The following is a 17836-nucleotide window of genomic DNA, read 5'->3' on the forward strand; positions in this document are numbered from 1 at the left end:
TGGTAATAAAAAACCCGTCAAATGACGGGTTTCATTAATTGGGTTCAACCTTATTTTTTAGGTTGGTGCGCTTGCTTATCTTGTTCTGTTAGCTCACGGATACGACGGCTGATGTCGCGGCGCTCTTTTGAAATTTCTGCGCTTTTGATGATGTGGTCATCAACACGATCTTCGTAGTCTGCTTTCATGTTCTTAACGATAGTCATGATCTCTTCTTGAGTCATTTCTGGTTTGATGTAATCAACCAAGTTTTCAAGCAAGTCTACACGTTTGCGGTTATCACGAACTTTCTTTTCATTATCAAGAAGTTCACGTTTCAGTTTGTTTTTGCGACGAGCTAAGCTCACGATTTCAAATACGCTGTTCATAGGTCCCTTTTCCTATCTCAATGCAACTAACAGTGATTAAAGCACATCGTTGCAACTCATAACAGACTTAAGATCAAACCTTACAACAACTTGTCCATTTATTCGCCAGTTAGCGCTTGGCTTGATTGTACTTCACTCAATAAGCGCTATATCATGTGCGCAGTTAAACTTTAAGTACCGAAATGATCATGCTGTCCTCTGAAATTGTTGTCTCTAAAGCCGATATCGCACTAGTTGAAGATCAACACAACGTTAAACTCCGTCAAGCCTACCTTCGTGAGCGTAAAGTCATGGAACATATTGATATTGAGTTGAACCGAGCAAAAATCGTTATCATGGACGAGAACGGCAATATATTGAAGTTTGCAATGACTCTCGAACACTAAACTGTTCTTTAGTTGCGGTCATTTCTCCATAGAAGGAAATAAAAAAATGAATATAGAATTGAGTCCTTTAGAAGCGCGAGTCATTGGCTGTTTGATTGAAAAGGAAGTCACAACTCCAGATTATTACCCGCTAACCTTAAATAGTTTGACTGCCGCTGTTAACCAAAAAAGTAATCGTGAGCCAGTTTTGTCGCTGAGTGATGCAGAAGTTCAAGATGTAGTGTCTGAACTTATCTCTCGCCGTTTAGTGAGTGATGAGAGTGGTTTTAACAGCCGCGCAAGCAAGTTTCAGCATAGATTTTGTAATACCGAGTTCGGTGACTTAAAGCTGAATGAGCAAGAACTAGGCATTGTCTGTTGTCTGTTGCTACGAGGCCCTCAAACGCCAGGCGAGCTAAGAACAAGAACCAATCGTTTATGCTCATTTAACGATGTTAAAGAAACAGAAGCAGTACTAGAACGTTTAGCTGCGCGAGAATCAGGTTCATTAGTGGTGAAACTGCCTCGTGAGCCAGGTAAACGAGAGTCGCGTTATCAGCATCTGTTTTCCGGAGAAGTAGACTTGGAAGCTCTAGCGGTTGAGTCATCTTCGGCAAGTACTTTCTCAAGCAACAAAATGGAAATGCTTGAGGCTGAAGTCGCAGAGCTACGACAAGAAGTTGCTGAACTCAGAGCCATGGTAGAAAAGCTTCTTTAATGACAACGTTAAGCCACAAAGAAAAATCGTGGTGGGTGTACTTTGTACGAACACCACAAAATTCCCTCTACTGCGGTATTACCACAGATGTCGAACGTCGTTTTGGCCAGCACTGCTCAGGCACTGGTGCAAAAGCTTTAAGAGGAAAGATGCCTTTAGAGCTGGTTTGGTCGCATCAAGTTGGTGACAAGAAAGGTGATGCTCTTCGACTTGAATATCGAATCAAACGTCTGTCTAAGATTCAAAAAGAAAAACTCATTCAACAACCTTCATTACTAAGCGTATACGTTCCTAACTAAGAGCTTTCCCTGCGAAGCGTTGAGCTTTTCCTACCTTATTTTTATCAACAATATCTGTTTTCTGAGATAACGATCGCACGGTTTTCTGTAAATATTGATTTTGTGTATTAATCTTGAAAAGGGACAATACAAAAGGTTGATGTGGAAATGAATAATTCTAAGAAAGTACTTTCTATAGCAGTGTGTGGATTGGTTGCGACCTCAGTAAATGCGGCGAATACAGTCGCCGATGCACGTGGTAACGGTATGGGCAATACTGGTGTGACAACTGCCGACTATCTTCTCGCTCCTTTTTATAACCCAGCATTAGGAGCAATATATCGAGACAATGATACCTTCGGTATCTTACTGCCCGCAATCGGAGCAACGGCTCGTGACCCAGACGAGTCATTAACAACAATTGATGATCTGCAAGACAGCATTAAAGCCTTTGAAGCCGCAGCTACACCGACTCAAGAAAACGTCAATCAAATAAACAGTTATCTTGATCAACTCTCTGACGACAAACCTTTGGGTGTTTCTGCTGGCGCAGGTATGGCTGTTGCTGTACCTCTAGAGGCTGTTTCAGTGAACTTTATCGCTCGAGGGTACGCTGAAGTTTTGGTAAGAACAGATATTGAGGCTTCTACGGGGAATACAGAGGCTGATGCCAGAAACCGTTACGAAAATTCAAGTGTGGATTTATTGGCTTTCGGCTATACAGAGTATGGCCTGTCATTTGCGAAAACTGTAGCGATCAAAGGACAAGACTTTGCGTTTGGTGTTACACCTAAGTTCCAACAACTGCGTACATATAAACAAGTTGTCACGGTAGAAAACTTTGATTTGGATGATTATGACAAAAGCGAAGTGAAAGACAATGCGTTCAACTTGGATTTGGGGGCGGTATGGATGCTCGATAATTATCGGGCAGGTATTGCAGTTAAAGATCTCTTTTCACAAGAGCTTAAAACCTATGATGGAGTTAACACCTATCAATTAGATACTCAGGTCACGGTTTCCGGTGGATACGTAACTGAGCTGTTTACTGCCTCTGTGGATATCGATTTAACCAAGCAGGAAAGATTCTCAGGGTATAAAGATAATACTCAATATGTTCGGTTTGGTGTTGAAGGTAATGCATGGGGATGGGCTCAGCTGAGAGCGGGCTACGAGATTGATATTGAAGATACGTTGGATGATGCTGTTACCCTTGGTATCGGGATTAGCCCTGGAGATCTCGTCAGTTTTGACTTGGCTGGTAATTATGCGGGAGACGGGCAGTTTGGGGTTTCAACCAACCTAGCTTTCACTTTCTAGCCCTTAAAGCTGAACAATACTTCATCGAACGCAGGCACCTATAAGAAATTTTAGGTGCCTGTACTATCAATTCGGCAATATATGCATAATAATCCTTATATACTCGTTAAGCCTAGAACCGCTATGTTATTGAAAATATTCATTTGAATAGCTGATGTTCCAAGTTGCATCCTTTCAACTTCTTAGTAATCTGTGTAGGTATTTCATGTCTAAATGATGCACTGATACTAAGGTCAAACTTAAGGGCTTACTGAGTGAATAATCAATCAACAGCGTACAAAAAGAATACGGATAGAATGAAAAGAGCCTTATTGTTTTCACTTTTTTTTAGTGCCACACCTGCATTGTCGGCTCAATTTCTAGATGGTTATTGGCACTACAAAGAGTTTTTAAGTATCAACCCAACGGAGAAAGAGCGGACGCTTTTGCTTTCGGAAACCGTGCGTAACAAACCTGTCCCAATCTCTGTCACTCAAGACAAACCTGTCACTATCTCTGTTGTTTATCCCGGCCAACAAATTTCTGATTATTGGGTTCGCAATATCAAGGCATTCGAGAAACGAATGGAAGAGTTGGGGATTAAATATCAGTTAAACCAAGTGTTTACTAGACCAAACGTGGATATGAGACAACAAAGTTTGTCTCTGATGGAAGCGATAAAAAATAACACTGGCTATTTAATTTTTACTCTAGACACAACACGCCATAGGAAATTTATCGAACACGTGTTGAATTCGTCAGACACCAAACTCATTCTGCAAAATATCACGACACCAGTGCAAGGCTGGGAAGAGAGACAACCCATGATGTATGTGGGTTTCGATCATGAGCTCGGTGCAAATCAAATTGCTGATTATTACAAGCAAGCTATTCCAGATGGCAGTAAGTATTCGGTGCTGTATTTTTCTGAAGGTTATATCAGTGATGCTCGTGGTAGTAGCTTCATTCAAATGATGGAAGAGAGTAATAGCTACAAGCTTTCTTCGTCTTTTTATACCAAAACTACCGAGCAGAGTGGTTATGAGTCGACGTTAAAGATCATTGAAAAAGATCCTGATATTAAATTCATCTATGCCTGTTCAACCGACGTTGCATTAGGTGCAGCAAAAGCGCTAAAGGAATTGAATCGTCAGGACGTTGAAATCAATGGATGGGGAGGCGGTTCTGCTGAGCTAGACGCTATCGTGCAAGGTGATTTGGATGTTACTGTGATGCGAATGAATGATGATACCGGTATTGCAATGGCGGAAGCCATTAAATGGGACATCGAAAATAAACCCGTACCGCTTGTCTATTCAGGCGATTTAGCCGTTGTAACTAAAAATGACTCTAAAGAAACGATAGAGAAACTCAAACAACGCGCTTTCCGATATTCAGATAATTAGTAGGCAGATAAGCAGTGGTAAAAAGTATCAACCCGATTAAGCAGAAGAAAAATATTGCATCTTTTATAAGTCATGCAATTGTTGTTGCACTTGGTACTTTGATCATCATGGTATTGTTCCAGAGCTATCAAATCAGTAGTCGTTTAATTGCTCAAGAAGTCATGAGAACGTCAAAGCAGACTTCGAGCTTAATACAAAGTTTGTTTGATTTTCGTCTTGCTACACTGCAGATACACCAAGACAGTAGTGCGAAGAACGCAACACTGGTTCAGGCTATTCACAGCGGCAAAGAAGAAGAGCTGGATCAATACTTTCTTACTGTTGACCAGCTTGAGCTCTCTAATACACCAGACATTCGTTTTATTACCAGCCAGAAAGAAATGCTTTGGGACGATGGCAACTCTCAGTTCTATGGTATTGAAACCAAAGAGCTTGGGAAAATAGTCCGTAGAGTGTCAATAAGCAGTAACTGGCATCTGATTAAGAGCCCTTCGCTACTTGGTCCTACTTACCTTTTGGTAAGAAGGTCTTCAATCGTCGATCCTGCAACGGGTGAAGTACTTGGCTTTCTCTATGTATCTATTGTTCTCAATGATAACTACGCATTGATTGAAACGATTAAAGATAACAGCAATGCCCAAAATCTGGTGCTTGCTGTGGATGAAAATATTTTGTCTTCGACCCTGAATGGCAACGATCTTTACAATGAACAAGATATTATCCGAAGTGTGACGGGTGAAGCTCTTGATGAAAAAAATATCGTCAGCAAAACCATGCTGGAACTTGAAGGTGTTCCTACCTATCTGGCGGTATTTTCAGTACAAAGTAACCAGAATGCATTGAAATTAAGAGACAGCTATTATTTTTGGATTGTGTTTGCGTTAATCGCTTTGTTGGGTGTAACCATTGTTACTCGCTGGTGGTTACATAAACGTATTAAACACGAAATTGATCAGCTGATGTCTTACACCCACAAAGTAGCGGTGCAGGGCAAAGAGTATTTCTTTCCGGGATCTGCGATTTATGAGTTTGACCATTTTGGACGCACGCTTGAAAACACCTTCCAGCGTTTAGCTGAGCAAGAAAAGCAGTTCGAAGATCTTTTCAATTTCTCACTCTCACCAATCATTCTATGGTCTACGGAAGGGTACATTATTCGTATGAACCCAGCCGCGCAGAAGGAGTTTATAGGTGCGAAAGGTGAAAGCAAGAGGTCGTTCAGGGCTTTAGAAAAACAACTCTTACCAGACATCCAATCTGCAGCAACCGGCGAACTATCGAAAGAGGTGATGACGGAAATCGATAAAAAAGTGTTCCGCTGGAGTATCTCACCGATAGTGATCGAAAATAAGATTGAGTCGATTATCACTCAGGGGCAAGACGTAACAAGTTTCGCGGAAGCAGAGAAACAAAGTCGATTAGCGCGCAAAGAAGCGGAAGAATCCGCAAGAGTTCGAGCGGACTTTTTAGCCAAGATGAGCCATGAACTGCGAACACCATTAAACGGAATTTTAGGTGTATCACAATTATTAAAACGCTCCGTAACAAGCCCTGAGCAAATCGATCAGCTCAATGTACTGTGCAGCAGCGGAGAACATTTACTCGCGGTACTTAACGATATTCTCGATTTCTCTAAGATTGAGCAGGGGCAGTTCCGTATTTCATCTTCAGACTTTCCGTTAATTAATGTGGTTTCTGCCATTGAACAAATTTACAAACCAATGTGCCAAGAGAAGAACTTGGCGTTTGAAATTGAAACTGACATTAACGAAGGCGTAATCGTTAACAGCAATCAGGTACGTTTAAATCAGATCTTGTACAACATTATTAATAACGCCCTCAAGTTTACGAATGAAGGTTCGATTTATGTTCGTATTTCTATGCAATATGGCGTCACCGACCAGTTATACGTCACCGTGAGGGATACTGGTATTGGTATTAAAGAATCTGACTTAAAGATTATTTTTGAACCGTTTATGCAAGCTGAACCGACAACAACTCGGGAGTATGGCGGTAGTGGATTAGGTCTGGCTATTGTTCACAGCCTTGTTGAAATGCTTGGTGGCTCAATTCAAGTGAAATCTGAATTTGGTAAAGGAACCGAGTTTGTGGTTATATTGCCGATGGAAGTTGTTTCTCGGAAAAGTATTTCGGATGAGAAACAAGAAGAAACTAAACGCTTTGCTTTATTTGATAAATCATTGAAAGTATTACTGGTTGAGGACAATCATACCAACGCGTTTATTGCTCGAGCGTTCTGTGAAAAGTATGGGATGGATGTGGATTGGGTCAAAGATGGCTTACAAGCGATAGAGAAAGCGAAAACACAGCAATACGACATTATTTTTATGGATAATCAATTGCCTTTCCTTGATGGTGTTGATGCAACGAAAGTCCTCAAGAAAGAGATGCAACTGAACACACCTGTTTTCGCCTGTACTGCCGATGGAATGGAGTCTACCCAACAAGCATTTTTAGCTGCGGGTGCCGAATATGTCATTGTTAAACCAATCCGAGAAGAGAGCCTGTATCAAGCTTTGGTTCATTACAAACAAACCTATTGTTAGTGATATAGAGCAGGCCTTTAACTAGACTTTGCTCTATATCGAACCAGCACTGAAGGCATGTTCCAGCACTTCTTTTCTCATTTCGTCTGACATATTGATAGTTTCATCGAACTTAATACCTATCAAATGCCCTTTGGGCTCTCTACTGATTTTTACAATGTGACAGCCAAGGTTCTCAGGCAGTGAAGTTATCAATTCGCAGCGGATATCAACTTTACTGCCAGTTTGTAATTCGTTTTCTCCAGCTACAAAAATTCCACAGCCAGAAACGGACAAATCCGCCATGACGCCAGATACTTCACTGTTTATTGTGCTGATGCTAGCAGGTAGTGAAATTGAATAACGTTCATGCTCCCGAATAGTTTTCGTCGCAAAATGTTTGGGAGGGCGTAAAAACAGAAGGTTAAAAGGTCTTCTAATCGACTGATAAGTTGAAGTTTTAAACGCAACAATATGTCCGTAGTCTTTGTTGCAAATGCCCCTCACCACGGTTTGTACATTAGAAAGCTTACGCATGACGAGTAATTCCAATGCTTTGATTGGAAGATCGAGGATCAAATACTGTTGGGTCTTATGTCCGACTAGGGTGGTTGTGAAATCGTAATTGTCGTTTGGGCCGAATTGGAAACTGACCGACAACTTCATGCCATTCTGGAGGTATTTTTCGAGTTCAGAGATGTTATTGGAACTTGATGTCGACATATCTATTTTAACCTTGCCGTGTCGTTTTTATTATTGAGTACGGTATAAGGTTGAGTATATTACAAAACTCTTCGAATTTTAGTCGAATCTAAATTAAATATGACGACATCATTTTGGGAATGAGATCTAACGTTCAATTAGTAATTGAAGCGTACACCCATAGCGATTTGAGGTCCCCAGATACCCGCGTTTCTCGCTTCAGCACTCAAAGACAACTGGTCTGTTGAATGGAAACGGACACCGCCAATAAACACACCGCTTTCATCAGCGCGACCAATCTTAGCATGAACTTCAAGTTGGTTAGTCAACCATACGCGGCCACCAACATTCAACTCATAGATAAATTCGGAATCATCACCTTCTTCTTTGGTGTAGTTGACATGATGCAGCAACATTTGTCCGTATATGTCCATGAATTGGTTAATAGGGCCATTGAAGCCAATACCACCAGCCATATCCCAATCCTCATCAAAGCGAGTATCCGCACGTAAGATAAAGTGAGAGTTATCTGTAAAATGGGTACTAAATTCACCGCCAAACGACTCAGGGCTAATAGCAGTTCTTACTTCAAGAAAATTGTAGCTAAAGTTGTTCGCCATTGCGGTGTTTGGTACTGCGAAAGCAAAACCAATTAAGCTTAATAGACCTGCCTTTTTTAACATAAGTGTATTCGTCCTGAGTGAATTAAAATGTAAAGATACATTATTTATTAGCAAATTACAGGCCATTGTATCTTAACTAATATAAGGTGATTAAAAAATTTGATGGATGTAATGTTTGTTTGCTTTTTATCTGCTCTAATTTTACATCATTCGTGTTGATATTCAGGACATTAGTTCAAATTTGGGTATAGTATGTTTAAAAAATCAGTACAAGAAATACGATGAAAATGAAGACTCAAGCTCTAATGGTACAAGGTACCACTTCTGATGCTGGTAAAAGTGTATTAGTGGCAGGTATATGCCGAGTGTTGGCAAGACGAGGCTGCAAAGTCGCACCATTTAAACCACAGAATATGGCCTTGAATAGTGCGGTTACTGCTGATGGCGGCGAAATTGGCCGAGCTCAGGCAGTACAGGCTCTTGCTTGTGGCATTGAGGCTTCAGTACACATGAATCCTGTTTTACTCAAACCTAATTCGGATACGGGTGCGCAAGTTATTTTGCAAGGTAGGGCACTCTCTAATATGGAAGCGCAAAGCTATCACGACTATAAAAAGGTTGCGATGGAAACGGTTCTAGATTCATTTGGCAAGCTGCAACAGCAGTATGAGTATATTGTGATAGAGGGTGCAGGTAGCCCCGCAGAAGTGAACCTAAGAGAGAACGATATTGCCAATATGGGGTTTGCAGAGGCTGCAGATGTTCCCGTGATTATCATTGCCGATATTGATAGAGGCGGTGTTTTTGCCCATCTTTACGGGACGTTAGCTCTATTATCTGAGTCCGAGCAAGCTAGAGTTAAAGGTTTTGTTATTAACCGTTTCAGAGGTGATATTGCTCTTTTACAGTCAGGGCTAGATTGGCTGGAAGAAAAGACAGGCAAGCCTGTACTTGGTGTACTCCCATATTTACACGGATTTGATTTAGAAGCGGAAGACGCAATTACTGCTAATCAAGTTAAAGCTGAACAAACCAAGCTTAAAGTCGTCGTTCCGGTTTTTACCCGTATTAGCAACCATACCGATTTTGATGCCTTGCGACTAAACCCTGATATTGACCTGCGTTATGTAGGTAAAGGAGAGAAACTTCAACATGCTGATCTGATAGTTTTGCCAGGCAGCAAATCAACTCGTGCTGATATGGAATATTTGCGCTCACAAGGTTGGGATAAAGATATTCAGCGTCATATTCGTCTTGGTGGCAAGGTCATGGGAATATGTGGTGGCTATCAGATGCTTGGTCACTGGATACACGATCCAGATGGTGTAGAAGGCAAAGCGGGCAGCTCAAAAGGGCTTGGTTTGTTGGATATGGACACTACGTTAACGTCGCAAAAACAACTAACGAATGTCAAAGGTACGCTACATCTTAACGGCGAAAGTGCCCGTGTTTCCGGCTATGAAATTCACGTTGGGGTATCTGAACTCGCGGTGGATTCACATTCAAAGCCTATTATTACTCTTGATAATGGTAATAACGATGGATTAGTCAGTCCTTGTGGCCAGATCCTTGGTACTTATCTGCATGGTGTCTTTGATGAGTTTGAAACAGCGAGTCTAATTTGCCGCTGGGCGGGAGCAGAAGAATTACAGGAATATGATCATGTGGCGACTAAAGAGTTGGCAATCAATAGAATTGCAGACGCAATAGAAGAGAATATGAATTGGAGTTCCTTATGGGACGGTGCATTCAAGGTTAAATAAAATGAAGCAGATCATATTATGCCTAGGATTACTCCTTTCTAGTCATTCAGTTTTGGCCAAAGATACCGTTACAATCTATGCCGCATCATCAATGACCAATGCGGTAGGTGATTTAGTTGAAGCTTACAATCAACAACATGACAGTCATATCGTAACCGTGTTCGGAGGTTCATCCTCATTAGCTCGTCAGATTGAAAGCGGTGCTCCTGCGGATGTTTTCCTTTCTGCGAATGAGAAGTGGGTAAGCTATCTTGTCGAAAAGAAACTGGCCGATATAGATAAGGTCTCATTGATTGCCGGTAACCAATTGGTGTTAATAAAACCTGCGAGTTCACCGACACAGTCATTCAAATTGGATCAAAAGCAAGAGTGGAATAAAGTGCTTGATGATTCTCGAATAGCGGTAGGGAATACAGATTCCGTACCAGTCGGTATTTACGCCAAAGAGGCGCTCACTAACTTAGGTGTTTGGAGTGAGGTCAAATCTAAATTGGCTCAGACAAATAACGTTCGCAGTGCGTTAGCATTGGTTGAGCGTGGAGAATCAGCATTAGGCATCGTCTACAAAACAGATGCTTTACTTACTGACAAAGTAGAAATGTTGCAGTCATTTGAACCATCGCTGCATGGAGCAATACACTATCCATTGGTACAACTTAACGACAAGTTAAGCAGCAAACAACTGGTGGACTTTATTCAGTCTGACGAAGCCAGAAGCATACTAAATAAATACGGATTCCGTACAGACTTGGGAAACGAGAAATTTGCTCAGTGACTATTTGCTTAGTGACTATATGCTCAGTGATTATGAGTTAACCGCACTGCTATTAAGTTTGAAAGTGGCCGCATACGCTGTTGTGTGGCTGCTACCTGTTGGGGTAATACTTGGCTGGGTACTTGCTCGTAAAGAGTTTGTTGGTAAAAGCGTGTTGGATAGCCTAATTCATTTGCCTTTAGTGCTTCCGCCTGTGGTGATCGGTTATTTGTTGTTGATCTCGATGGGCAGGAGAGGCGTAATTGGCAGTTGGCTCTATGACTGGTTTGGCGTTTCTTTTAGTTTTAGTTGGCGTGGTGCTGTTTTAGCTTGTGTGGTTGTGTCACTTCCTTTGATGGTGCGAGCGATTCGTTTAAGCGTAGAAAGTATTGATATTAAACTAGAACAAGCGGCAAAGACGCTTGGCGCTTCACCGATAAAAGTATTCTTTACTATTACTCTACCTTTAACACTGCCTGGTGTAATAACCGGAGTCATGCTTGCCTTTGCGAGAAGTTTAGGAGAGTTTGGCGCCACAATCAGTTTTGTTTCAAATATCCCCGCTGAGACTCAAACCATTCCGTTAGCTATGTTTACCTTCCTTGAAACACCGGGAGAAGAAATGGCGGCTGCACGCTTGTGTATTATTTCAATCGTTATTGCACTGTTATCACTTCTGACTTCTGAATGGGTAAGTCGACGAGTAAGACGCCGTGTAGGAGTGAGCCAATGAATCAAGGCGTTAAGGTGACTTTCCAGAAGCATCTGGAAAACGTGGAAATGAACGTGGATTTCATTGCGCCAAGCCACGGTATTACCGCAATTTTCGGACGTTCTGGTGCCGGAAAAACCTCGATAGTGAATGCTGTAAGTGGTTTATTAAGCCCCGATACAGGTAAGATCGTGGTGAATGGTCGAACCGTATTTGATAGTACTCAGGGTACAAATATTGCGGTTGAAAAACGTAATCTCGGCTATGTGTTCCAAGAACCACGGCTTTTCCCTCATTATACGGTTCAGGGAAATTTAAATTATGGCGTCAGAGAAAAAGACGATGAATATTTCAACTCCATCGTAGAGTTGTTGTCTCTAGAACCTTTATTGTCTCGTTATCCAAAAGGGCTCTCAGGTGGTGAGAAGCAACGTGTTGCGATAGGCAGAGCATTGCTGTCGAAACCTGATTTATTGCTAATGGATGAGCCGTTAGCTTCTTTAGATTTGCCTCGTAAACGTGAAGTCATGCCTTTCTTAGAGATGCTATCTAAGAAGGTGAAAATTCCGATTCTCTATGTGTCGCACAGCTTAAGCGAAATTCTAAGATTAGCGGATCATCTTATCGTGATAGATCAGGGTAAGGTCGTCTCAGATGGAAAAATAGAAGATGTTTGGTCATCAAAAGTGATGCGTCCTTGGCAATCTTTTAGTGAGCAAAGCACTTTATTTTCTGCCACGGTTAGCAAACACAATCTGGAATATGGTTTGACTCAATTGCAATTTGTCGAAGGTTTAACTTTTTGGGTTCAACAAGTTGATGCCGGAGTTGGATCAACCGTTCGTCTACAAATTAGAGCAAATGACGTTTCGATCGCTCTGGATAAAAATGAAAAATCTTCGATTCGAAACATCTTGCCAGCTCGTATCGCGGGTATTGAATATCAGCACTATGGCGATAATAAAAAGAGTGTCGCTGTAAAACTGGATTTGAAACAAGGTTGTTATTTATGGGCAACCATCACCAAATGGGCCTTGGACGATCTAAAGTTAGAAGAAGGCATGCAGGTTTTCGCACAGATCAAAGGCGTAAGCGTCTCACAAAGAGATATTGCGATAGCCAATCTTTAAACGAGAAGTGTGAGGGTTAGATATGGATATCAAGCAGACTGCCAATCATATCTTGTTCGCGTTGAATCACATTGGTTCCAACGCGATTATATTGAGCCGCTTGGTTTAGCTTTAGCATCGGTTCAATATCGTTTTTTGAATGGTGGTGGGCTTTTTTGTGTTCAATAGCATTGAATTTGAGCGCGTCATTGTCCGAAAAGTCATTCTTGAATGAATTGGACTCTTGAATCTCTCTTGCTGCTTCGTCAGCCATTTTATATGACTGCTGAACAATAGGGTAACCAGACTGTAGAGATGAAATTGACATACGCTAATCCCTCTTAGTGATAAAAGCTTATGCCTTGTTCATTTATTATGCAAGTTAACGGTGCACAAACGCAGTTACGAGAACAACTTAGAGATTAATTCTAACTCTTCAGAAGTCACCAGCTCAGATCTTTCCCCTTCTAGAGAATGAGAAATCTCACCTTGCAGCGCACGCAGTTGCTGAGGTGTTAACTGCTGTAACTGTGATTTGAAATTATCAAACTGAACGCTGTTCATCCTAATGTCCCGTAATAACCTGTTTTCACGTCTCGCCATGGTCTTGTAGTTCATGAGCACCTAAACCTTACTGTGTAAGATAAGACTGACATTCATGTTAGTATTCGTACTGATGCTTATGTCCGAAAAGTGTCAGGTTATATGCCTGCTAATGTAAAAAAACGCATGTTGGTGCCATTTTTCTCAATGGCACCAACAGTGGTTCTATAAGGACGGTTGCTTGCTAGGAGGGACACGTACAGCGAACTTGGCTGCCAGTGAATGCAGCTCAGGTAGCATTCGGTAAATCAAATGGAGTTGTTGAAGCACTAAGCGAGCAGAACTGCTATCTTCTTCACGCCATTCACTTAGACGTTCTTTTAACCCTGAATCATCAATATTGATTGCGTCAGATTCAGTGCAGTGATTATAAAGTTGCTGATAGAGCGCATCTAAGTGCTGGTGAATCACGCGATGAGACTCCAAGACCAATTGGTGCACTGTTTCATCATCAATTCGAGTTCGGTGAGCGCCTAATGCTGAGGTGTAGCTCAGCAGGGCATGGTTAAGAGTGAGGAAACGAAAACTCTCATCTGTTGCGGCTCTATATTTACCCGGTTCTGCAAGCATATTACTTACTGCTACGGCTAAAGCTGCGTCTTGGTTATGCGCCTGACGCCTTGCAATTCGGTAACTCAGGTTATCTTTCTTACCAATTCGATATTGACCGATGATCTGATCTAAATACTGCTTGTTTGCATCTACAGCATCGGCCATTACCTTGTGCAAACGCTTTGACTGCCAGTCCGGAAGAATAAAGTAAACGGCAAACACCGCTAGCGCACAACCTGTTAGCGTATCTGCAAGGCGAGGGAATACCACGGCATAACCTTCACCAAGCTGGTTGAAGCAAAACAGTACGAGTACGGTAATAAATCCGGTCGCATAGCCATAATTGTTAATACGGAAGGCGAAAAACATCACGCCGGAGAAGACGATAAATACTAGCTGGCTTTCAAGCGAGGGAAATAAGGTTAACAGCGGTACGCCTATCAACAGGCCTGCAATAGTGCCAATGATCCTCGCTTTCAGTTTTTGACGTGTTGAGGCAAAGTTTGGTTGGCAGACAAATAAAGTCGTTAGCAGAATCCAGTAACCACGCTCTATCCCTAAGCCTTGAATGATCCCATACCCAGCGGTTAACGCGAGAGACATTCGAACCGCATGTCGGAACAGTAATGAATCAGTAGTCAGATTAGATTTAATCCTTAACCAGGCCGTTTTGAACGTATGGGCTTCAGTATCTTGTAAGATGCCATCTTCAAGTTTTGTCGTGTCAGGATTGCTCACGTTACATAACTGTTTTTCTACCGTCGCGAGGTTGTTGAACAGATACCCAAGCTGAGCAAGTGAGACTTTCCACTCTTTATTCTCTTGTTGTTGAAGATGATTAAGGGATAGCTGAAGTTCATCAAGCGCGATGATCGAATCACTATCATGGATATAAGGCAAACCTAACTGAATGGAATGCGCAACTTGATGACAAGCTTGAGCTTGTTTCTGCAATAAGTGTTTGAGCCGAAACAGCACATCTGAGCGCTCGAACTGCCCTGAAAGCTCCTGATAACGATAGTGGGTTGAACTTACCCTCTCATGAATATCCTGTGCCAGAAAATAGATATTAAGAAAACGGTCGCTGGCACTGTCTACGTGGCCTCTCTTTGAGCGAGTAAGAAATACTGCTTTACACTGATTGAGTGCAGAAACTGTGGCTGAGTTTAAGTTGGCTTCAGTAATACGATGTGGTTGAGGCGATAAACCGGATACAGGGTGGAACAGTTCCGCTTTAGCATCGAGGTATTGACCAATTTGAACAAAGACATTGGCAAGGCTTTGTTGCACTGGTTGAAGTGGCCAGAGAACATGCCAGATCATTGAAAGGAAGTAATACCAAGCACAACCAGTCAGTAATAGTAAAGGCTGGAACCAAATATTCGTACTGTGATGAGCGCCTAACATGGTGTAGATAGCAATAAGCAAGGAGCCGAAGGCAATACTTGCATAACGACTACCGATAGCACCAAGCATGATGAAGCCAAAAGTCGACGTAAACAGGCCAATAGCGAAAAGTATCGGCGTTTTAAACAAGATTTCGATTGAGAAGGCAGCAAGAGCAAAACAGAAAAATGTTAGGGTGATGGCTTTTAATCGACCTGTAAAGCTGTCGTCTCGCTCGGCAAGTGCCGCAGCGATAACGCCCAGTATCAGAGGTGTCACCCAAGTGTTTAGACTGTAATACCAAGTTGGAACGACAACACCGAGTAGTGCAATGAAAATCAGCACACTGTAGTTGATGGTTTTATTAGCCCATAGAACACGAAGTCGTTTTAACAAATACACGATGGCCCATCACTGTTAAAAATAAAAATTGAGTGTATCAGACTGTGTTGATAACTTTTTGATCAAATTACATAAATAATCTCATGCGAGCACAAAGTAAACATCAAACATTATTGACATTATTTTGGCTTCACGCTAAGTGGTTAGGGTATGATGGTTGGCAACGAATTCAAAGAGCAAATATCAATGCAGCTGAGAGCAAATAAGACTGCACAGTTTTTTATTTCTAGTGAATATAATCAAGTTGAGCTTGGTAATGAATGTGTCATTCTCTCATCGTTAATGACTGAAGAGCATATTCCTTTTAACGTGTGGAATGGAAAAGTAAAAATTCAACGTGGTGCCATTTGGGGAGCACTTCAATTCTTCGCACATGAAGAAAATGGTAAACAGCGAACTTGGTTAGTTCAGGGGTTACCTTGGCCTGATTGCCGCCAATTTGCCCACAAAGCTGTTGCTATCTATCAAAATTGGCACAATCAACAATGTGCTCAGTTGAGCCAGTATCTACCACAATGGCAGCAAGAGCTGACACGCTTAATTCGATTACCGTCATTCTTACCGCATTCGCTCGTCGACAGCTGGGTTAATCGTGTATACGACGATTTGACAACGATGGGGATGTCGTTAGAAGAAGCGCATAAGCGTTTGCCCGAACACATTGCTAGTTTGTCACCTTGGATACTCAATACTTCTGACCAACTCTTAGAAAGAAACAGTCGTTGGATTGAAAATGAAAGATTGAACTGGGAAGTTTTGTTCAATCAGGTTGAGTCTTCACCATTGAATATTTCTCAACAGCATGCCGTATTACTCAATGATGATCACAACCTAGTCTTAGCGGGTGCAGGTTCAGGTAAAACAAGCGTGCTCACCGCTAGAGTCGCTTATCTTTTACAGAGCCATTTAGCCCAAGCCGAAGAAATCTTGTTGGTCGCTTTCGGCCGTGACGCTGCGGGTGAAATGGAGCAGAGATTAAAGAACAAAATAGGCTTAGCGGCAGAGAAGATCCAAGTAAACACATTCCATCAACTTGGCTTGAGTATTCTAAACAAGGTTGATGGTGGTAATGCCGTTATCTCGCCAATTGCTTTAGATGAAAAGCTTAAGAAGGCATGGTGTATCGACTGGCTTAAACGCCACTGGATGACACCGACAAACTTTAAGCGTTGGCAAAAGCATTTATCACAATGGCCAATTGCATATCTGGCGGGAGATGATGAACTCGGCAGCCATGTCGAGAACCCCAAATTGATTGCTTGGCTTGAGAAACAGTTAGACCAATTGGCCTTACTTGGCATATCGAAAAAGTCGGTCCAAGAGCGTTTGGTTGAGCATCCTGATTATCCTCGTCTTAACAGTGAACTCGCTCTATGTTGGCCTTGCTATCAAGCTTGGCAAGAAATGCTCAAAGAAAGCAACCACATCGACTTCAACATCATGATCAGTCGTGCTACGAATTATGTGACGAAAAGGAAGTTCGCTGCTCCTTGGAAGTTCATCATGATTGATGAATATCAGGATATATCACCGCAGCGTTTGGATCTGATTCAAGCTTTGTGTGAACAGAATACAAACCAGTGCAATTTGTTCGCGGTTGGTGATGATTGGCAATCGATATACCAATTCGCGGGATCCGATGTCGATCTCACCACCGATTTCGAATCACGTATGCCATATTCGACAGTGCATCATCTAGATACAACCTACCGTTTCAACGATAAGTTGGGTGAAGTGGCGAATCGTTTTGTTCAGCAAAACCCACAGCAACGTGAAAAGACACTCAACAGCGTGAAGACACAAAGTAGCAAAGCGGTAGTGCTATCGCCGAGTAGCAGCGTTGAGAAAATTTTAGATGGTTTAAATCGCAAAGCATCAGGCGTAAAAACGGTACTTTTACTTGGCCGTAATCATTACAACAAACCTGAACTGTTGCGAGATTGGCAAAACCGTTTCTTATCACTTAAGTTAGAATTTATGACCTGTCATGCCAGCAAAGGTAAAGAAGCAGATTATGTGATTATTCTTTCTGTGGATGAAGGGCAGTTCCCTGCGAGAGTTAAAGCGTTACACCTTGATGGCGCATTGACAGCCTCTAATGACAATTTTGCATTTGCAGAAGAAAGACGATTATTTTATGTAGCAATGACTCGTGCACGTGAGAAAGTATGGATTACTTATACCGGAAATGGTTCAGTGTTTGTGCAGGAGTTGTTGAATGGCGATTATCCAGTGACTAAGAAAAGTTAA

The 17836-nt window shown here is 41.9% G+C and carries 17 protein-coding genes; 11 read left to right on the plus strand and 6 right to left on the minus strand.

Annotated features, from left to right (window positions below; translation table 11 throughout):
* Positions 1 to 50 precede the first annotated feature (50 nt).
* Entirely contained in the window at positions 51 to 368 is a 318-nt protein-coding gene (locus AAGA51_RS17420) for a DUF496 family protein (RefSeq protein ID WP_042487222.1), read from the minus strand.
* Positions 369 to 556: 188 nt separating this feature from the next.
* Here AAGA51_RS17420 and AAGA51_RS17425 point away from each other — a divergent pair, with 188 nt between their 5' ends.
* The 6 genes from AAGA51_RS17425 (at position 557) to luxQ (ending at position 7001) form a co-directional block, all read left to right on the plus strand.
* Entirely contained in the window at positions 557 to 754 is a 198-nt protein-coding gene (locus AAGA51_RS17425) for a hypothetical protein (RefSeq protein ID WP_042487425.1), read from the plus strand.
* Positions 755 to 800: 46 nt separating this feature from the next.
* Positions 801 to 1451 carry a YceH family protein gene (locus AAGA51_RS17430; protein WP_042487220.1) on the plus strand — a complete coding sequence of 217 codons (651 nt, stop codon included), beginning with the start codon at positions 801 to 803 and terminating at the stop codon, positions 1449 to 1451.
* Positions 1451 to 1750, plus strand: coding sequence for a GIY-YIG nuclease family protein (locus AAGA51_RS17435; RefSeq protein WP_042487216.1), 300 nt, complete (start codon positions 1451 to 1453; stop codon positions 1748 to 1750). Before AAGA51_RS17430 ends, AAGA51_RS17435 begins: the two co-directional genes overlap by 1 nt.
* Before the next feature lie 147 nt (positions 1751 to 1897).
* The gene (locus tag AAGA51_RS17440; protein WP_042487213.1) at positions 1898 to 3049 is read left to right on the plus strand and encodes a conjugal transfer protein TraF; all 1152 of its coding nucleotides are present in this window, start codon (positions 1898 to 1900) and stop codon (positions 3047 to 3049) included.
* Between the two features lie 296 nt (positions 3050 to 3345).
* Positions 3346 to 4434 (plus strand): autoinducer 2-binding periplasmic protein LuxP, encoded by a 1089-nt coding sequence (locus AAGA51_RS17445; protein WP_042487211.1) that lies wholly within the window; start codon positions 3346 to 3348, stop codon positions 4432 to 4434.
* Between the two features lie 14 nt (positions 4435 to 4448).
* On the plus strand, positions 4449 to 7001 hold the full coding sequence (gene luxQ / locus AAGA51_RS17450; protein WP_042487208.1) for a quorum-sensing autoinducer 2 sensor kinase/phosphatase LuxQ: 2553 nt from the start codon (positions 4449 to 4451) through the stop codon (positions 6999 to 7001).
* A gap of 33 nt (positions 7002 to 7034) precedes the next feature.
* Here the strand turns inward: luxQ and AAGA51_RS17455 are convergent, their stop codons facing one another.
* Both AAGA51_RS17455 and AAGA51_RS17460 read right to left on the minus strand, forming a co-directional pair.
* A complete protein-coding gene (locus AAGA51_RS17455; protein WP_042487206.1) occupies positions 7035 to 7703 on the minus strand; it encodes a PilZ domain-containing protein in 669 nt (222 codons plus the stop codon).
* 137 nt (positions 7704 to 7840) lie between these two features.
* On the minus strand, positions 7841 to 8365 hold the full coding sequence (locus tag AAGA51_RS17460; protein WP_042487203.1) for a hypothetical protein: 525 nt from the start codon (positions 8363 to 8365) through the stop codon (positions 7841 to 7843).
* Between the two features lie 221 nt (positions 8366 to 8586).
* Here AAGA51_RS17460 and AAGA51_RS17465 point away from each other — a divergent pair, with 221 nt between their 5' ends.
* Genes AAGA51_RS17465 through modC form a run of 4 tightly spaced genes read left to right on the plus strand, consistent with a single transcriptional unit; the run spans position 8587 to position 12664 of the window.
* Positions 8587 to 10068, plus strand: a complete 1482-nt coding sequence (locus tag AAGA51_RS17465) for a cobyric acid synthase (protein WP_042487200.1) — start codon at positions 8587 to 8589, stop codon at positions 10066 to 10068.
* A 1-nt stretch (position 10069) separates the two neighbouring features.
* Positions 10070 to 10843, plus strand: coding sequence for a molybdate ABC transporter substrate-binding protein (gene modA / locus AAGA51_RS17470; protein WP_042487197.1), 774 nt, complete (start codon positions 10070 to 10072; stop codon positions 10841 to 10843).
* 19 nt (positions 10844 to 10862) lie between these two features.
* The gene (gene modB, locus AAGA51_RS17475) at positions 10863 to 11555 is read left to right on the plus strand and encodes a molybdate ABC transporter permease subunit (protein WP_042487194.1); all 693 of its coding nucleotides are present in this window, start codon (positions 10863 to 10865) and stop codon (positions 11553 to 11555) included.
* Positions 11552 to 12664 carry a molybdenum ABC transporter ATP-binding protein ModC gene (gene modC / locus AAGA51_RS17480; protein WP_042487191.1) on the plus strand — a complete coding sequence of 371 codons (1113 nt, stop codon included), beginning with the start codon at positions 11552 to 11554 and terminating at the stop codon, positions 12662 to 12664. Before modB ends, modC begins: the two co-directional genes overlap by 4 nt.
* A 16-nt stretch (positions 12665 to 12680) precedes the next feature.
* Here the strand turns inward: modC and AAGA51_RS17485 are convergent, their stop codons facing one another.
* The 3 genes from AAGA51_RS17485 to yccS all read right to left on the minus strand — a co-directional run bounded on the left by AAGA51_RS17485 (position 12681) and on the right by yccS (position 15586).
* Positions 12681 to 12971 carry a hypothetical protein gene (locus AAGA51_RS17485; protein WP_042487189.1) on the minus strand — a complete coding sequence of 97 codons (291 nt, stop codon included), beginning with the start codon at positions 12969 to 12971 and terminating at the stop codon, positions 12681 to 12683.
* A 74-nt stretch (positions 12972 to 13045) separates the two neighbouring features.
* Positions 13046 to 13207, minus strand: coding sequence for a hypothetical protein (locus tag AAGA51_RS17490; protein WP_167828610.1), 162 nt, complete (start codon positions 13205 to 13207; stop codon positions 13046 to 13048).
* 204 nt (positions 13208 to 13411) lie between these two features.
* The gene (gene yccS / locus AAGA51_RS17495) at positions 13412 to 15586 is read right to left on the minus strand and encodes a YccS family putative transporter (RefSeq protein WP_042487186.1); all 2175 of its coding nucleotides are present in this window, start codon (positions 15584 to 15586) and stop codon (positions 13412 to 13414) included.
* A 186-nt stretch (positions 15587 to 15772) separates the two neighbouring features.
* Here yccS and helD point away from each other — a divergent pair, with 186 nt between their 5' ends.
* On the plus strand, positions 15773 to 17836 hold the full coding sequence (gene helD / locus AAGA51_RS17500; RefSeq protein WP_042487422.1) for a DNA helicase IV: 2064 nt from the start codon (positions 15773 to 15775) through the stop codon (positions 17834 to 17836).

The sequence above is a fragment of the Vibrio diazotrophicus genome (assembly GCF_038452265.1).
GTDB classification, from domain to species: Bacteria; Pseudomonadota; Gammaproteobacteria; order Enterobacterales; family Vibrionaceae; genus Vibrio; species Vibrio diazotrophicus.

Coding starts and splice junctions, on each gene's coding strand:
- AAGA51_RS17420 (WP_042487222.1), bottom strand. CDS start 368: ATGAACAGCGTATTTGAAATCGTGAGCTTAGCTCGTCGCAAAAACAAA.
- AAGA51_RS17425 (WP_042487425.1), top strand. CDS start 557: ATGCTGTCCTCTGAAATTGTTGTCTCTAAAGCCGATATCGCACTAGTT.
- AAGA51_RS17430 (WP_042487220.1), top strand. CDS start 801: ATGAATATAGAATTGAGTCCTTTAGAAGCGCGAGTCATTGGCTGTTTG.
- AAGA51_RS17435 (WP_042487216.1), top strand. CDS start 1,451: ATGACAACGTTAAGCCACAAAGAAAAATCGTGGTGGGTGTACTTTGTA.
- AAGA51_RS17440 (WP_042487213.1), top strand. CDS start 1,898: ATGAATAATTCTAAGAAAGTACTTTCTATAGCAGTGTGTGGATTGGTT.
- AAGA51_RS17445 (WP_042487211.1), top strand. CDS start 3,346: ATGAAAAGAGCCTTATTGTTTTCACTTTTTTTTAGTGCCACACCTGCA.
- AAGA51_RS17455 (WP_042487206.1), bottom strand. CDS start 7,703: ATGTCGACATCAAGTTCCAATAACATCTCTGAACTCGAAAAATACCTC.
- AAGA51_RS17460 (WP_042487203.1), bottom strand. CDS start 8,365: ATGTTAAAAAAGGCAGGTCTATTAAGCTTAATTGGTTTTGCTTTCGCA.
- AAGA51_RS17465 (WP_042487200.1), top strand. CDS start 8,587: ATGAAAATGAAGACTCAAGCTCTAATGGTACAAGGTACCACTTCTGAT.
- modA (WP_042487197.1), top strand. CDS start 10,070: ATGAAGCAGATCATATTATGCCTAGGATTACTCCTTTCTAGTCATTCA.
- modB (WP_042487194.1), top strand. CDS start 10,863: ATGCTCAGTGATTATGAGTTAACCGCACTGCTATTAAGTTTGAAAGTG.
- modC (WP_042487191.1), top strand. CDS start 11,552: ATGAATCAAGGCGTTAAGGTGACTTTCCAGAAGCATCTGGAAAACGTG.
- AAGA51_RS17485 (WP_042487189.1), bottom strand. CDS start 12,971: ATGTCAATTTCATCTCTACAGTCTGGTTACCCTATTGTTCAGCAGTCA.
- AAGA51_RS17490 (WP_167828610.1), bottom strand. CDS start 13,207: ATGAACAGCGTTCAGTTTGATAATTTCAAATCACAGTTACAGCAGTTA.
- helD (WP_042487422.1), top strand. CDS start 15,773: ATGCAGCTGAGAGCAAATAAGACTGCACAGTTTTTTATTTCTAGTGAA.